Consider the following 16,319-nt stretch of genomic DNA (forward strand, 5'->3'; position numbering starts at 1 on the left):
ATAAGAGCTTGTCAGGCCTGAGAAAGTCCCTATAATGCGCCTCCACTGACCGGGAACAAACGCTAACGCGACGCCGGGTCGGCAAGGGGAAAGCGCTCCGCCGCATCACGGGCCGGAGCAAATAAAAGCTTGACTCTTCAGCGGGAAAACGTAATATACGCAACCCGCGCCAGGTGAGTTTTACATCACGCTGGCCATGCTCTTTAACAATTTATCAGACAATCTGTGTGGGCACTCACAAGACGGTATCGAAACACAAAATACCAAGTCTTGAAGAGTGACATACGGTAATTCAAAAGATTAACAGTATGACAATCTTTGAGCATCAAGCTTTTAATTGAAGAGTTTGATCATGGCTCAGATTGAACGCTGGCGGCAGGCCTAACACATGCAAGTCGAGCGGCAGCGGGAAGTAGCTTGCTACTTTGCCGGCGAGCGGCGGACGGGTGAGTAATGTCTGGGGATCTGCCTGATGGTGGGGGATAACTACTGGAAACGGTAGCTAATACCGCATAACGTCGCAAGACCAAAGTGGGGGACCTTCGGGCCTCACGCCATCGGATGAACCCAGATGGGATTAGCTAGTAGGTGAGGTAATGGCTCACCTAGGCGACGATCCCTAGCTGGTCTGAGAGGATGACCAGCCACACTGGAACTGAGACACGGTCCAGACTCCTACGGGAGGCAGCAGTGGGGAATATTGCACAATGGGGGAAACCCTGATGCAGCCATGCCGCGTGTGTGAAGAAGGCCTTCGGGTTGTAAAGCACTTTCAGCGAGGAGGAAGGGGTAGGGGTTAATAGCGCCTATCATTGACGTTACTCGCAGAAGAAGCACCGGCTAACTCCGTGCCAGCAGCCGCGGTAATACGGAGGGTGCGAGCGTTAATCGGAATTACTGGGCGTAAAGCGTACGCAGGCGGTCTGTTAAGTCAGATGTGAAATCCCCGGGCTTAACCCGGGAACTGCATTTGAAACTGGCAGGCTAGAGTCTCGTAGAGGGGGGTAGAATTCCAGGTGTAGCGGTGAAATGCGTAGAGATCTGGAGGAATACCGGTGGCGAAGGCGGCCCCCTGGACGAAGACTGACGCTCAGGTACGAAAGCGTGGGGAGCAAACAGGATTAGATACCCTGGTAGTCCACGCTGTAAACGATGTCGATTTGAAGGTTGTGGCCTTGAGCCGTGGCTTTCGGAGCTAACGCGTTAAATCGACCGCCTGGGGAGTACGGCCGCAAGGTTAAAACTCAAATGAATTGACGGGGGCCCGCACAAGCGGTGGAGCATGTGGTTTAATTCGATGCAACGCGAAGAACCTTACCTACTCTTGACATCCAGAGAAGTTTGCAGAGATGCGAATGTGCCTTCGGGAGCTCTGAGACAGGTGCTGCATGGCTGTCGTCAGCTCGTGTTGTGAAATGTTGGGTTAAGTCCCGCAACGAGCGCAACCCTTATCCTTTGTTGCCAGCACGTAATGGTGGGAACTCAAAGGAGACTGCCGGTGACAAACCGGAGGAAGGTGGGGATGACGTCAAGTCATCATGGCCCTTACGAGTAGGGCTACACACGTGCTACAATGGCGCATACAAAGAGAAGCGAACTCGCGAGAGTAAGCGGACCTCACAAAGTGCGTCGTAGTCCGGATTGGAGTCTGCAACTCGACTCCATGAAGTCGGAATCGCTAGTAATCGTGGATCAGAATGCCACGGTGAATACGTTCCCGGGCCTTGTACACACCGCCCGTCACACCATGGGAGTGGGTTGCAAAAGAAGTAGGTAGCTTAACCTTCGGGAGGGCGCTTACCACTTTGTGATTCATGACTGGGGTGAAGTCGTAACAAGGTAACCGTAGGGGAACCTGCGGTTGGATCACCTCCTTACCGAAAGATGCCTCATTGTGACGTGTCCACACAGATTGTCTGATAACTGTAACGAGCAAGAAAAACCTTCTATAGGCTTGTAGCTCAGGTGGTTAGAGCGCACCCCTGATAAGGGTGAGGTCGGTGGTTCGAGTCCACTCAGGCCTACCAGTTCTACTTACCCTGGTCATTTTCACCGCGGCGTGACCCATGTGCTCACGCACACTGCGTTACTCGCGCCGAAACTGTCTGCGGCTAAGCGAACTGGCTATCGTGCTGTCCCTTATCCCGATGTTCAATTGCTGTGTATCCTTTATGGTGCCCGGTGATTTTTTCGTGGAAAAGACTGGCCGGTATTACGAGGTTTTAACGACTTGGGGCTATAGCTCAGCTGGGAGAGCACCTGCCTTGCACGCAGGGGGTCAGCGGTTCGATCCCGCTTAGCTCCACCATTTCCTTCAGGGCCTGCGTTTGTGACATATGTTTACGGCCTGTGTCTAAGGAAGGGATAGGTAAGATTGTCTGGTTTTTCTTGTTTATTTCAGAGCACACTCTAACGAGTATGCTGCGAAATACCGCTCTTTAACAATCCGGAACAAGCTGAAAATTTGAAATACCATGCTGAGCAAAATCAGTATGCGAGTCTCTCAAATAAACACACCTAAACAGGTCATCGTGTCGATGATGGCCGTGTTGAGGAATGAGCGAGAAAGCACCGGCCAAGGCGCCCGGCGCGCAGTCAGCGCAGTGGACTTGATGTCCATGAGCATGACGAGCACCGCGCAACACCGGCAGGGGCCTTTCGCCGCCATTTCGAAGACATCTTAGGGTTGTGAGGTTAAGTGACTAAGCGTACACGGTGGATGCCTAGGCAGTCAGAGGCGATGAAGGACGTGCTAATCCGCGAAATGCGCCGGTGAGCTGATATGAAGCGCTATCAGCCGGCGATGTCCGAATGGGGAAACCCAGTGCAATTCGTTGCACTATCGTTACGTGAATCCATAGCGTATCGAGGCGAACCGAGGGAACTGAAACATCTCAGTACCTCGAGGAAAAGAAATCAACCGAGATTCCCCCAGTAGCGGCGAGCGAACGGGGAACAGCCCAGAGTCACCATCAGCTTTTGCATCAGGAGAGCGGTCTGGAAAGTCCGGCAACACAGGGTGATAGCCCCGTATCCGAAGGTGCAATGGCTGTGAGCTCGATGAGTAGGGCGGGACACGTGATATCCTGTCTGAAGATGGGGGGACCATCCTCCAAGGCTAAATACTCCTGACTGACCGATAGTGAACCAGTACCGTGAGGGAAAGGCGAAAAGAACCCCGGCGAGGGGAGTGAAACAGAACCTGAAACCGTGTACGTACAAGCAGTGGGAGCCTTGATTTATCAGGGTGACTGCGTACCTTTTGTATAATGGGTCAGCGACTTATATTCTGTAGCAAGGTTAACCGTTTAGGGGAGCCGTAGGGAAACCGAGTCTTAACTGGGCGTCAAGTTGCAGGGTATAGACCCGAAACCCGGTGATCTAGCCATGGGCAGGTTGAAGGTTGGGTAACACTAACTGGAGGACCGAACCGACTAATGTTGAAAAATTAGCGGATGACTTGTGGCTGGGGGTGAAAGGCCAATCAAACCGGGAGATAGCTGGTTCTCCCCGAAAGCTATTTAGGTAGCGCCTCGTGAATTCATCTTCGGGGGTAGAGCACTGTTTCGGCTAGGGGTCCACCCCGGATTACCAACCCGATGCAAACTGCGAATACCGAAGAATGTTACCACGGGAGACACACGGCGGGTGCTAACGTCCGTCGTGAAGAGGGAAACAACCCAGACCGCCAGCTAAGGTCCCAAAGTCATGGTTAAGTGGGAAACGATGTGGGAAGGCATAGACAGCCAGGATGTTGGCTTAGAAGCAGCCATCATTTAAAGAAAGCGTAATAGCTCACTGGTCGAGTCGGCCTGCGCGGAAGATGTAACGGGGCTAAACCATGCACCGAAGCTGCGGCAGCGATACCTTCGGGTATTGTTGGGTAGGGGAGCGTTCTGTAAGCCTGCGAAGGTGGCCTGTGAGGGCTGCTGGAGGTATCAGAAGTGCGAATGCTGACATAAGTAACGATAAAGCGGGTGAAAAGCCCGCTCGCCGGAAGACCAAGGGTTCCTGTTCAACGTTAATCGGAGCAGGGTGAGTCGACCCCTAAGGCGAGGCCGAAAGGCGTAGTCGATGGGAAACAGGTTAATATTCCTGTACTGGGTGTGACTGCGAAGGGGGGACGGAGAAAGCTAGGTTCGCCGGGCGACGGTTGTCCCGGTTCAAGCGTGAAGGTGGAAAGAGCAGGTAAATCCGCTCTTTTATTCAACACTGAGGCGTGATGACGAGCCACTACGGTGGTGAAGGAATTGATGCTACGCTTCCAGGAAAAGCCTCTAAGCTCCAGGTCACATCGAATCGTACCCCAAACCGACACAGGTGGTCAGGTAGAGAATACCAAGGCGCTTGAGAGAACTCGGGTGAAGGAACTAGGCAAAATGGTGCCGTAACTTCGGGAGAAGGCACGCTGGCATTAGGTGGAGGGACATGCTCCCCGAGCCGAAGCCAGTCGCAGATACCAGCTGGCTGCAACTGTTTATTAAAAACACAGCACTGTGCAAACACGAAAGTGGACGTATACGGTGTGACGCCTGCCCGGTGCCGGAAGGTTAATTGATGGGGTTAAGCGCAAGCTGAAGCTCTTGATCGAAGCCCCGGTAAACGGCGGCCGTAACTATAACGGTCCTAAGGTAGCGAAATTCCTTGTCGGGTAAGTTCCGACCTGCACGAATGGCGTAATGATGGCCAGGCTGTCTCCACCCGAGACTCAGTGAAATTGAACTCGCTGTGAAGATGCAGTGTACCCGCGGCAAGACGGAAAGACCCCGTGAACCTTTACTATAGCTTGACACTGAACATTGAGCCTTGATGTGTAGGATAGGTGGGAGGCTTTGAAGTGTGGACGCCAGTCTGCATGGAGCCAACCTTGAAATACCACCCTTTAATGTTTGATGTTCTAACTCCGGCCCGTGATCCGGGTCGAGGACAGTGTCTGGTGGGTAGTTTGACTGGGGCGGTCTCCTCCTAAAGAGTAACGGAGGAGCACGAAGGTTAGCTAATCACGGTCGGACATCGTGAGGTTAGTGCAAAGGCATAAGCTAGCTTGACTGTGAGAGTGACGGCTCGAGCAGGTGCGAAAGCAGGTCTTAGTGATCCGGTGGTTCTGAATGGAAGGGCCATCGCTCAACGGATAAAAGGTACTCCGGGGATAACAGGCTGATACCGCCCAAGAGTTCATATCGACGGCGGTGTTTGGCACCTCGATGTCGGCTCATCACATCCTGGGGCTGAAGTAGGTCCCAAGGGTATGGCTGTTCGCCATTTAAAGTGGTACGCGAGCTGGGTTTAGAACGTCGTGAGACAGTTCGGTCCCTATCTGCCGTGGGCGTTGGAAGATTGAGAGGGGCTGCTCCTAGTACGAGAGGACCGGAGTGGACGCACCACTGGTGTTCGGGTTGTCATGCCAATGGCATTGCCCGGTAGCTACGTGCGGAAAAGATAACCGCTGAAAGCATCTAAGCGGGAAACTTGCCTCGAGATGAGTCTTCCCTGTGGCTTTAAGTCACCTGAAGGGACGTTAAAGACGATGACGTTGATAGGTCGGGTGTGTAAGCGCAGCGATGCGTTGAGCTAACCGATACTAATGACCCGTGAGACTTAACCTTACAACACCTAAGATGTTTAAGAGACGAAAGAATTTTCAGCGACTGTTCCGGATAAAGGCCGATGGTTACCCCGACGAAAGCGGCGGGATAACGGTTGGTTAATCGAATTTGCCTGGCGGCACTAGCGCGGTGGTCCCACCTGACCCCATGCCGAACTCAGCAGTGAAACGCCGTAGCGCCGATGGTAGTGTGGGGTCTCCCCATGCGAGAGTAGGGAACTGCCAGGCATCCAATTGATAAGCCCTCTGTGAAAACAGAGGGCTTTTTCATCTGCTGCAAAAACCGGTCCGCCGGAAAGACGCGGTTATAGCAACTAAAAATTCCCCTACCCTATTTCTTGATAAAATATATCAATTCCGCTACCAATAATTTGGATGAATAAAAAAAGTAATATAAAATTAAATCCGCATAAAATTATATTGTTACTAATCAATAATTTACACAAAGTCATTCAGATAGAAAAACTAGCATAACAATGTAAATATCTTGCCACTGATTATTTTTAGTTATAAACAATATAAATAACCCCACCAAAAGCCAAAACCAATTTCTTATTATCCCCTCGCAACCAGTGCTAAAAAAATATCCCTCATCGCAAAATAAAAATCTTGCATAATACCTCCCCCCATATCAAACATTCAATCGGACGCCGAAAAATTATCACACGCGGCCAGAAAATGTCCCTTACTGGAATCCGGCCTAATCGGGTAGAATAAACCTATTATAGATTTAGAAAGGCTTAACGATCATGACGCACGGTGTGCCGATAAAACACCTAAACACCTTTGCTATCGATGCTACCGCCCAACAGATCGTCACCGCCCATACCGAAGCGGAGTTAACTGCGGCCTGGCAGACAGCCGAACGGCTATCACAACCCGTACTATTGCTGGGAGGCGGCAGCAATGTCCTATTCCTGGAAAACTTTGCCGGCACGGTGCTGCTAAACCGCATCAAGGGAATCGGCGTCAGCGAAGATAATCGGGCCTGGCACCTGCACGTCGGGGCTGGCCAGGACTGGCATGAACTGGTTTCCTATACTTTGGATCGCGGCATGGCGGGTTTGGAAAATCTGGCCCTGATCCCAGGGCGCGTCGGATCGGCCCCCATACAAAACATCGGTGCCTACGGCGTTGAAGTGGAAACGGTATGTGAATATGTCGACCTGCTCGACCTTAACAGCGGCGACAAAACGCGGCTCTCAAGGGCCGAATGCTGTTTCGGCTACCGGGACAGCGTCTTTAAACACCGCTATCGGGGCGGCTACGCCATTGTGGCTGTAGGCTTCATCCTCAGCAAAACCTGGCAGCCGGTGCTCACCTATGGCGATTTAAGGCGCCTGGACAGCCATACCGCAACCCCCCGCCAGGTTTTCGACACCGTTTGCGCCATGCGCCGCGATAAATTGCCCGATCCGACCGTCACCGGCAATGCGGGCAGCTTCTTTAAAAACCCTTTGGTCAGCGCCGACGCCGCGCAAAACTTGCTTAGGCGATATCCCGATGCGCCGCACTACCCACAGCCCGACGGCGAGGTAAAACTGGCGGCGGGATGGTTGATTGATCAATGCGCTCTGAAAGGATATCGCTCCGGCGGCGCGGCGGTGCATGAAAAACAGGCGTTGGTATTAATCAACCATGGCCATGCCTCGGGACAGGATATCGTCACGCTGGCGCATCATGTCCGCCAACGGGTAGCGGAGCAATTTGACGTCTGGCTGGAGCCGGAGGTGAGGTTTATCGGCGCTGAAGGCGAAGTGGATGCGGTTGGAGCGTTATCATGAAAGACATTACCATCCCTTTGACCCTAATCGGGCTGCTTGCCGACGGGGAATTTCACTCCGGGGAACAGTTCGGTGAAACGCTGGGCATGAGCCGCGCGGCCATTAATAAACATATTCAAACCCTGCGCGAATGGGGCGTGGACGTCTTTACCGTACCCGGCAAAGGGTACCGCCTGTATGCGCCGCTGCAACTACTGGATGAAAAAAAAATCCTGCCCCATCTGCCGGGGAAACATATCACCGTATTGCCGGTGATTGATTCAACCAATCAATATCTGATGGAACGCATAGCCCAATTACAATCAGGGGATGCCTGTGTAGCGGAGTATCAGAACCAGGGTCGCGGCCGGCGCGGCCGCCAATGGATCTCGCCCTTTGGCGCCAATCTTTACCTTTCGCTCTACTGGCGGCTGGAGCAAGGCCCGGCGGCCGCTATCGGCCTGAGCCTGGTCATCGGCATCGTCATGGCCGAAGTGCTCCATAATCTGGGCGCGCGGGACGTCAGGGTAAAATGGCCGAATGACTTATATCTGCATGACCGCAAGCTTGCCGGCATTCTGGTGGAAATCAGCGGCAAGGCGGGGGATGCGGCACATCTGGTAATTGGCATCGGCATTAACCTGGCCATGAGGGAATCACCCGATGCGGTGATTAACCAAGGCTGGATTAATTTGCAGGAAGCCGGCATCGAGATCGACCGTAATATATTGGCCGCCACACTGGTCAATGAACTCAGGCAAGCATTGCCGCTTTTCGAGCAGGACGGGTTCGCCCCGTTCCAGAAACGTTGGCAAATGCTGGATAATTATTATAATCGCCCGGTCAAATTGCTGATTGGCGAACGTGAAATCAAAGGCATCGCGCGCGGCATCAACGCCCAGGGGGCGCTGCTACTGGAACAGGATGGCGAGGTGAAACCCTATCTTGGCGGGGAAATCTCGCTGCGCGGGCTGTGATCCCCGCGCGGGTAAAACTGAACGCGCCATGGTTTTGGCGCGCTATTTTCTTAATCGGATATTGTCAACCGCATGGTTCTCGCTTTTGGTCAGAATAAGGCTCGCGCGTTCGCGGGTTGGCAGAATATTCTGTTGCAGGTTTAATCCATTAATTTCTACCCAGAGCTGGGAGGCAATTTGCACCGCTTCCTGTTCCGGTAACTTGGCATAATTATGGAAATAAGAATTAGGATTAGAAAAAGCGCCCTGACGGAATTTCAGGAAGCGGTTGATATACCAATTCTGTAATAAATCTTCCGGCGCGTCTACATAAATGGAAAAATCGACAAAATCGGAAACAAAAACATGATGCGAGCCGTGTTGATAATCCATCCCGCTCTGCAGCACGTTTAAACCCTCCAGAATCAGAATGTCGGGCTGGGAAATGATTTTATTATCGTCGGGCACAATATCGTAAATCAAGTGGGAATACACCGGCGCCGTGACCTGGCTGGCGCCCGATTTAACCTCGGAAACGAAATTGACCAGATTGCGGATATCGTAGGATTCCGGAAATCCCTTTTTCTTCATCAATTCCCGTTCTTTCAACACGCGGTTGGGATAAAGAAACCCGTCGGTGGTGACCAGCTCAACCGAACGATGCTCGGGCCAGCGGCTCAGCAAAGCCTGCAGCACGCGGGCCGTGGTGCTTTTGCCGACGGCCACGCTGCCGGCGATCCCGATGACATAGGGAATATGCTGACCGTTGGTGCCGAGAAATTGTTCCAGCACCGCCTGGCGCCGCAGGTTTGAACTGATATAGAAATTGATTAAACGCGATAACGGCAGATAAATTTCCGCGACTTCGTCAAGGGAGAGATCTTCATTGATCCCTTTGAGTTTTATGATTTCTTCCTGCGTTAGCGTTAAAGGAACCGTATCACGCAAAGCGGCCCATTGCTTTCGGTTGAACTGAAGATAGGGTGTAGTAAGTGATTGATCACGATTTATCATAAGCTTAGCCAGCCTGTTGCGCAGGTCCAACCGGGGCAGCCGAGCCCACCCGGAACGAAAACAAGCTGCATAGTATAGACAGCTTCGTTAACATCGTAGAGTGTTTTTTCTGCTGAGAGTAGGGATTTGTGACAAGACGGAACCGGGGCCAGGCCGAACCGCCGGCCAATCAGGCGCTGGGCCCCGGCTAAGCGTTGCTAGCTGGCAATGGCGCTTATCTGCTGGTCGACCGCAAAAAGACGTTTGTAATAAATTGCGGTGGAGTGGTAGTACCCGTCCGGGGTGCAGGCATAATCAGGAATTTCACCAAGACACCGATATCCCAGCGCCCGATAAAATGTTTCCGCCGCGGAGCCGGACTGCGTGTCAAGATAGATCAAACCCCGTTGCCGCTCCCGCGCTACGCGCTCCAGGGCGGCGATAAGCGATTTACCGATGCCTTCACGCCTGGCCTGGCTATGCACCAGCAATTTTTGAATTTCGGCGCGATTTTGCCCGTTGGGTTTGCCGCACAAGTCCAATTGAATACTGCCGACGATACCGCGCTCATCGCGGGCTATCCAGAGCAAAAGATGGTCTTTGGCCATGGCGGCCCGCAGACTATGGATATAGCTTTCCGCCTCGTCCCGTGTGAGCGTATTGGTATATCCCACCGATGCGCCATGGGCGACGGCGTCAATCAGTAAATCAGCGAGTTCACTGCGGTAGACGGGAAGGGTAGCGGCATTGAGCTGAACGATTTTCATGATGTCATCCTCCGGACTGGGGTATCACAGGAGCTACCCTATATTATTAAGCAATCTCCGTGCCAGGGAAGTATTGACAATGATGGCATCTAATTGATTGATCTGTTGGATGATTAATCGAAAGGTATCGGCAGGCGCGCAATTAAAGTCGGGTACAGGAGAACGGGCGAGCACTCTTTTGGTGCAATGCCGCCCTCATGGCGCGGTAATCCGCGCGGATTTTGCCATCACGCCTGAATAATAATCAAAAATGTGAAACATTTTCAAAATTTGGGCGTTTTCTGAGCGAAAGTGCATTTTACGCAATTTTTTTGTTGCATAGGTCGCCCTCTCTACCTAGAATGCGCTGCACTTGATGCCGGCATAGCTCAGTTGGTAGAGCAACTGACTTGTAATCAGTAGGTCGAGGGTTCGACTCCTTCTGCCGGCACCAAAAAAATCAGGTGGGGTTCCCGAGCGGCCAAAGGGAGCAGACTGTAAATCTGCCGTCACTGACTTCGAAGGTTCGAATCCTTCCCCCACCACCAAATTCGCCGTGGGCAACCAAGGCAATCCCTGACGCAGAGTCAAATCATGCATCAGGGGGAAGGTTGAGAACCTTCGACAAGGTTCGAGTCGAGCAACGCGAGACAACGTCGCTTGCGACGGCCCGAAGGGTGAGGAACGAAGTGACGAATAATCCTTCCCCCACCACCAAATTCGCCGCGGGCAACCAAGGCAATCCCTGACGCAGAGTCAAATCATGCGCCGGGGGGAAGGTTGAGAACCTTCACTAAGGCCCGGAACCAACGAGCCTTTCAACAATCTACAGAAATATCAGGTAGCCGAGTTCCAAGATGCGGGCATCGTATAATGGCTATTACCTCAGCCTTCCAAGCTGATGACGTGGGTTCGATTCCCACTGCCCGCTCCAAATGTGCTGATATAGCTCAGTTGGTAGAGCGCACCCTTGGTAAGGGTGAGGTCGGCAGTTCGAATCTGCCTATCAGCACCACTTCTAGTCTCCCTCCTGATTCACTTTCTGTTAGAAAATAAATTTATCAGGTTTCAGCCTGGTTAATGTGGTGCTACCACCGATTTATTCGTGTCTTAGAGGGACAATCGATGTCTAAAGAAAAGTTTCAACGCACAAAACCACACGTTAACGTCGGTACTATCGGCCACGTTGACCATGGTAAAACGACCCTGACCGCCGCCATCACCACCGTTCTGGCCAAAGCTTACGGCGGCAGCGCCCGTGCTTTCGATCAGATCGACAACGCGCCGGAAGAAAAAGCCCGTGGTATCACCATCAACACGTCACACGTTGAATACGATACCCCCGCTCGCCACTACGCGCACGTAGACTGCCCGGGACACGCCGACTATGTGAAGAACATGATCACCGGCGCCGCCCAGATGGATGGCGCAATCCTGGTGGTTGCCGCAACCGACGGCCCGATGCCGCAAACCCGTGAACACATCCTGCTGGCTCGCCAGGTAGGCGTTCCTTACATCATCGTGTTCATGAACAAATGCGACATGGTTGATGATGAAGAACTGCTGGAACTGGTTGAAATGGAAGTGCGTGAACTTCTGTCCCAGTACGACTTCCCAGGCGACGACACCCCGGTAATCCGTGGTTCAGCGCTGAAAGCACTGGAAGGCGACGAAGCCTGGACGTCTAAAATCATCGAACTGGCCGAAGCCCTGGACAGCTACATCCCGGAACCGGTCCGTGCGATTGACAAACCGTTCCTGCTGCCAATCGAAGACGTATTCTCCATCTCCGGCCGCGGTACGGTCGTGACCGGTCGTGTAGAGCGCGGTGTGGTTAAAGTGGGCGAAGAAGTTGAAATCGTCGGCATCAAAGCCACCATCAAAACCACCTGTACCGGCGTTGAAATGTTCCGCAAACTGCTGGACGAAGGCCGTGCCGGTGAAAACGTGGGCGTGCTGCTGCGCGGCACCAAGCGTGACGACGTAGAGCGTGGCCAGGTACTGGCAAAACCGGGTTCAATCCACCCGCATACCCAGTTCGAATCAGAAGTTTATATTCTGAGCAAAGATGAAGGCGGCCGCCATACTCCGTTCTTCAAAGGCTACCGTCCCCAGTTCTACTTCCGTACCACTGACGTGACCGGTACCATCGAACTGCCGGAAGGCGTGGAAATGGTGATGCCAGGCGACAACATCAAAATGGTTGTCAACCTGATAGCACCGATCGCGATGGACGACGGCCTGCGTTTCGCTATCCGCGAAGGCGGCCGTACCGTTGGCGCCGGCGTGGTTGCCAAGGTTATCGCTTAAGACTGCTGAATTAGTCTTAGAAAGTTATCGAATAACATTTGACGTAGCGCGCAGTAAAAGGGCATCATTTGATGCCTTTTTTCTACGCTGTGACAGAGAACCTATCTCATCAGCGATTTTACGTCATAATCATTGGTGAGATGGGCTCTTCATCAGCGGCGTGAAACTTCGAAGTATTGTTGCTAACAAAGGGCACTCTTCGCTTGGTAGCCTCGCCCTCTGCGGGGCTTAGTTGTTTGTGTGAATCCTACGTGACAGGTTTTTTTATGAGTGCGAATACCGAAGCTCAAGGAAGCGGGCGTAGCCTGGAAGTGGTAAAGTGGATAGCTGTCGCTGTACTGCTGGTGGTTGCGATCGTCGGTAATTATTATTATCGTGATTTTAGCTTGCCGCTGCGAGCGCTGGCTGTCGTGCTGATTATCGCTATCGCTGGCGCCATTGCCTTGTTGACTGTAAAAGGCAAATCGACCGTAGCGTTTGCGCGTGAAGCGCGCACCGAAGTACGTAAAGTGATTTGGCCGACCCGCCAGGAAACGTTACATACCACGTTAATCGTCGCCGCGGTGACCGCCGTGATGTCACTGATTCTGTGGGGACTGGATGGCATTCTGGTCCGTCTGGTATCGTTCATTACTGGCCTGAGGTTCTAAGATGTCCGAAGCTCCTAAAAAACGTTGGTACGTCGTCCAGGCGTTTTCCGGATTTGAAGGTCGCGTATCGCAATCCCTGCGCGAGCATATAAAATTACATGATATGGAAGAGCTGTTTGGCGAAGTCATGGTGCCAACGGAAGAGGTTGTCGAGATTCGCGGCGGCCAGCGCCGCAAGAGCGAGCGCAAATTCTTCCCGGGCTATGTGCTGGTACAAATGGTGATGAATGACGCCAGCTGGCATTTAGTGCGCAGCGTGCCGCGCGTCATGGGTTTCATTGGCGGAACCTCCGATCGTCCGGCGCCTATCAGCGACAAAGAAGTGGATGCGATAATGAATCGCCTCCAGCAGGTTGGCGACAAGCCGCGGCCGAAAACGCTGTTCGAACCCGGCGAATTGGTGCGCGTCAACGACGGCCCGTTTGCCGATTTCAACGGCGTGGTGGAAGAAGTGGACTACGAAAAAAGCCGCCTGAAAGTGTCGGTTTCAATCTTTGGTCGCGCCACTCCTGTGGAACTGGACTTCGGCCAGGTTGAAAAAGGCTGACCGTTCCGCCCATCGATGATTTATAATGCTTGCTCAAGGCGCGAAATTGAACTAGAATTTCGCGCCTTTCGTTTTTATATGCCTGTAGGCATGTAATCGCATTTACACTGGGGAGCCTTAACCGGCGCTATCACCCGCTAGAGGAAATACACATGGCCAAGAAAGTACAAGCCTATGTAAAACTGCAGGTTGCTGCAGGCATGGCGAATCCAAGTCCGCCGGTTGGCCCAGCACTGGGTCAGCAGGGCGTTAACATCATGGAATTCTGTAAAGCCTTCAATGCTAAAACTGAAAGCATTGAAAAAGGTTTGCCAATTCCTGTTGTTATTACCGTTTATTCCGACCGTTCTTTCACCTTCGTTACCAAAACCCCGCCAGCCGCCGTTCTGTTGAAGAAAGCCGCGGGCGTGAAATCAGGTTCTGGTAAACCGAACAAAGACAAAGTCGGTAAAGTAACGCATGCTCAGGTTCGTGAAATCGCGGAAACCAAAGCGGCGGATATGACGGGTGCCGATGTGGAAGCGATGTCTCGCTCCATTGAAGGTACTGCTCGTTCCATGGGCCTGGTAGTGGAGGATTAAGAAATGGCTAAACTGACCAAGCGCATGCGTGTAATCCGCGACAAAGTTGATTCCACTAAGCAATATGACATCAATGAAGCCGTTGCCCTGCTCAAAGAGCTGGCCACCGCCAAATTCGTTGAAAGCATCGATGTTGCCGTAAATCTGGGTATCGACGCGCGTAAATCCGACCAAAACGTTCGTGGTGCCACGGTTCTGCCTAACGGTACCGGTCGTACCGTTCGCGTTGCCGTATTCACCCAGGGCGCTAACGTCGAAGCTGCCAAAGCAGCCGGCGCAGACCTGGTGGGCATGGATGACCTGGCCGATCAGATCAAGAAAGGCGAATTCAACTTTGACGTTGTTATCGCTTCCCCTGATGCAATGCGCGTCGTGGGCCAATTGGGCCAGATCCTCGGGCCGCGCGGCCTGATGCCTAACCCGAAAGTGGGTACCGTAACCCCGAACGTAGCCGAAGCGGTTAAAAACGCCAAAGCCGGTCAGGTCCGTTATCGCAACGACAAAAACGGTATCATCCACACCACCATCGGTAAAGTAGACTTCGATACTGAGAAATTGAAAGAAAACCTGGAATCCTTGCTGGTTGCGCTGAAAAAAGCAAAACCGACTCAGGCCAAGGGCGTGTACATCAAAAAGATCAGTCTTTCTACCACCATGGGTGCTGGTCTGGCTATCGACCAAAGCGGCCTGGCAACGGTTGTTGCTTAATAGCCCTTTACGCGGGCGAAAGATTTGTCTAGAATCTAACGCCCGTTGTTTCGCCATTGGCTGAAGTTTGGCCAGGGCGAACAAATAAAAGATTTTCGGTTGGAGCTTGGCCTTATCCAAGCCTCCGTCCAAGACCGCAGGTGTGTGTCACAGCACTTAATCTTCCTGCGTAGACGGTGACAGAACCTGAATAACATATTCGTTTGCTGGATTCTGCTCACCGTGTTTAGACGCTTACCACCATCTCGGTGATAAGCAGTGAGTCCCGGGTGATTCTCCCCGGCTAAATCCAGGAGCAAAAGCTAATGGCATTAAATCTTCAAGACAAACAAGCGATTGTTGCTGAAGTCAGCGAAGTAGCCAAAGGCGCGCTGTCTGCTGTCGTTGCGGATTCTCGCGGCGTTGCAGTAGGTAAAATGACTGAACTGCGTAAAGCAGGTCGTGAAGCTGGCGTATACATGCGTGTTGTTCGTAACACCTTGCTGCGTCGCGTAGTTGAAGGCACTCCTTTCGAATGCCTGAAAGACACGTTTGTTGGTCCGACCTTAATTGCATTTTCTAACGAACACCCGGGCGCAGCTGCTCGTCTGTTCAAGGCTTTTGCCAAAGACAATGCAAAATTCGAGGTTAAAGCAGCGGCCTTTGAAGGCGAAGTTATCACGGCGGCCAATATCGATCGCCTGGCAACTCTGCCGACTTACGATGAAGCAATCTCACGCCTGATGTCGGCCATGAAAGAAGCCTCTGCAGGCAAATTGGTCCGTACTCTGGCTGCACTGCGCGATCAGAAAGAAGCGGCTTAATCGCCAATTGCTTTCGGTTGTTATTGCGAACGTATAAACACTTTCTGAATTTTAGGAATAATTGTTATGTCTATCACTAAAGAACAAATTCTGGACGCAGTTGCCGAAATGTCTGTAATGGACGTGGTTGAACTGATCTCCATGATGGAAACCAAATTCGGCGTTTCTGCTGCTACAGCTGTTGCTGCTGCTGCCGGCCCGGCTGAAGTTGTTGAAGAAAAAACTGAGTTCGACGTTGTCCTGACCGCTATCGGCGGTAACAAAGTATCCGTTATCAAAGCCGTTCGTAGCGCTACCGGTCTGGGCCTGAAAGAAGCCAAAGACCTGGTTGAATCTGCTCCGGCAACCATGAAAGAAGGCGTGAACAAAGACGACGCCGAAGCTCTGAAGAAAGCTCTGGAAGAAGCTGGTGCTTCTGTTGAGGTTAAGTAAGACCTCCCAGATTGCAGCCTGAATTTAGGCTGATGGCTGGTGACTTTTTGGTCACCAGCCTTTTTGCGCTGTAGGGCGTCAGTGGGGTTTCACACCATTTAGCCACTGATTAGCCTCAATATCTTTCTCTATCGACGACTTAATATACCGCATCCCCTGTAGAACCTCCCTGGTTTAACAAAGTGTGGCGAAATGGTTTAAGAGTGATAGAAACAGGTATTGCGG

At 52.4% G+C, this 16,319-nt stretch carries 11 protein-coding genes, 6 tRNA genes, 3 rRNA genes and 1 other RNA gene; 19 read left to right on the forward strand and 2 right to left on the reverse strand.

Annotation, left to right across the window (positions count from 1 at the left end; translation table 11 throughout):
• Positions 1–334: 334 nt before the first annotated feature.
• The 7 genes from ACL2XP_RS00005 to birA all read left to right on the forward strand — a co-directional run bounded on the left by ACL2XP_RS00005 (position 335) and on the right by birA (position 8,345).
• Positions 335–1,877: ribosomal RNA gene (locus ACL2XP_RS00005) — 16S ribosomal RNA — on the forward strand.
• 73 nt (positions 1,878–1,950) lie between these two features.
• Positions 1,951–2,027, forward strand: a tRNA-Ile gene (locus ACL2XP_RS00010).
• Positions 2,028–2,232: 205 nt separating this feature from the next.
• Positions 2,233–2,308 (forward strand) — tRNA-Ala (locus ACL2XP_RS00015).
• Between the two features lie 384 nt (positions 2,309–2,692).
• Positions 2,693–5,606: ribosomal RNA gene (locus ACL2XP_RS00020) — 23S ribosomal RNA — on the forward strand.
• Between the two features lie 111 nt (positions 5,607–5,717).
• Positions 5,718–5,833 (forward strand): 5S ribosomal RNA (gene rrf / locus ACL2XP_RS00025).
• The 16S, 23S and 5S rRNA genes sit together here with 2 tRNA genes alongside, the layout of an rRNA operon.
• Positions 5,834–6,351: 518 nt before the next feature.
• Positions 6,352–7,389 carry a UDP-N-acetylmuramate dehydrogenase gene (gene murB, locus ACL2XP_RS00030; protein WP_413739034.1) on the forward strand — a complete coding sequence of 346 codons (1,038 nt, stop codon included), beginning with the start codon at positions 6,352–6,354 and terminating at the stop codon, positions 7,387–7,389.
• Positions 7,386–8,345: a bifunctional biotin--[acetyl-CoA-carboxylase] ligase/biotin operon repressor BirA gene (gene birA / locus ACL2XP_RS00035; RefSeq protein WP_413736596.1), complete on the forward strand. Its 960-nt coding sequence runs from the start codon at positions 7,386–7,388 to the stop codon at positions 8,343–8,345. Before murB ends, birA begins: the two co-directional genes overlap by 4 nt.
• Before the next feature lie 42 nt (positions 8,346–8,387).
• Here birA and coaA read toward each other — a convergent pair whose 3' ends face one another.
• The gene (coaA, locus tag ACL2XP_RS00040; RefSeq protein ID WP_413736597.1) at positions 8,388–9,338 is read right to left on the reverse strand and encodes a type I pantothenate kinase; all 951 of its coding nucleotides are present in this window, start codon (positions 9,336–9,338) and stop codon (positions 8,388–8,390) included.
• Between the two features lie 197 nt (positions 9,339–9,535).
• Positions 9,536–10,084, reverse strand: a complete 549-nt coding sequence (locus ACL2XP_RS00045) for a GNAT family N-acetyltransferase (RefSeq protein ID WP_413736598.1) — start codon at positions 10,082–10,084, stop codon at positions 9,536–9,538.
• A gap of 357 nt (positions 10,085–10,441) precedes the next feature.
• On the opposite strand from ACL2XP_RS00045, the gene ACL2XP_RS00050 reads away from it, so the two are divergent.
• From ACL2XP_RS00050 to rplL, 12 genes are all read left to right on the forward strand, one after another.
• Positions 10,442–10,517: transfer RNA gene (locus ACL2XP_RS00050), tRNA-Thr, on the forward strand.
• A gap of 9 nt (positions 10,518–10,526) precedes the next feature.
• Positions 10,527–10,611, forward strand: a tRNA-Tyr gene (locus ACL2XP_RS00055).
• A gap of 42 nt (positions 10,612–10,653) precedes the next feature.
• A non-coding RNA gene (locus tag ACL2XP_RS00060) (RtT sRNA) lies at positions 10,654–10,780 on the forward strand.
• Between the two features lie 142 nt (positions 10,781–10,922).
• Positions 10,923–10,997: transfer RNA gene (locus ACL2XP_RS00065), tRNA-Gly, on the forward strand.
• Between the two features lie 5 nt (positions 10,998–11,002).
• Positions 11,003–11,078 (forward strand) — tRNA-Thr (locus ACL2XP_RS00070).
• 110 nt (positions 11,079–11,188) lie between these two features.
• Positions 11,189–12,373: an elongation factor Tu gene (gene tuf, locus ACL2XP_RS00075; RefSeq protein WP_413736599.1), complete on the forward strand. Its 1,185-nt coding sequence runs from the start codon at positions 11,189–11,191 to the stop codon at positions 12,371–12,373.
• A gap of 266 nt (positions 12,374–12,639) precedes the next feature.
• Complete coding sequence (gene secE / locus ACL2XP_RS00080) at positions 12,640–13,023, forward strand: preprotein translocase subunit SecE (RefSeq protein ID WP_413736600.1); 384 nt, start codon at positions 12,640–12,642, stop codon at positions 13,021–13,023.
• Between the two features lies 1 nt (position 13,024).
• On the forward strand, positions 13,025–13,570 hold the full coding sequence (gene nusG / locus ACL2XP_RS00085; protein ID WP_162368659.1) for a transcription termination/antitermination protein NusG: 546 nt from the start codon (positions 13,025–13,027) through the stop codon (positions 13,568–13,570).
• Positions 13,571–13,722: 152 nt separating this feature from the next.
• Positions 13,723–14,151 carry a 50S ribosomal protein L11 gene (gene rplK / locus ACL2XP_RS00090; protein WP_413736601.1) on the forward strand — a complete coding sequence of 143 codons (429 nt, stop codon included), beginning with the start codon at positions 13,723–13,725 and terminating at the stop codon, positions 14,149–14,151.
• Between the two features lie 3 nt (positions 14,152–14,154).
• On the forward strand, positions 14,155–14,859 hold the full coding sequence (gene rplA, locus ACL2XP_RS00095) for a 50S ribosomal protein L1 (RefSeq protein WP_413736602.1): 705 nt from the start codon (positions 14,155–14,157) through the stop codon (positions 14,857–14,859).
• A 305-nt stretch (positions 14,860–15,164) separates the two neighbouring features.
• A complete protein-coding gene (gene rplJ / locus ACL2XP_RS00100; RefSeq protein WP_413736603.1) occupies positions 15,165–15,662 on the forward strand; it encodes a 50S ribosomal protein L10 in 498 nt (165 codons plus the stop codon).
• A 66-nt stretch (positions 15,663–15,728) separates the two neighbouring features.
• On the forward strand, positions 15,729–16,094 hold the full coding sequence (gene rplL, locus ACL2XP_RS00105) for a 50S ribosomal protein L7/L12 (protein WP_323480557.1): 366 nt from the start codon (positions 15,729–15,731) through the stop codon (positions 16,092–16,094).
• The last annotated feature ends 225 nt before the right edge of the window (positions 16,095–16,319 follow it).

Origin of the sequence: Sodalis sp. RH21 (assembly GCF_047324175.1) — a bacterium.
GTDB lineage: Bacteria > Pseudomonadota > Gammaproteobacteria > Enterobacterales > Enterobacteriaceae > Acerihabitans.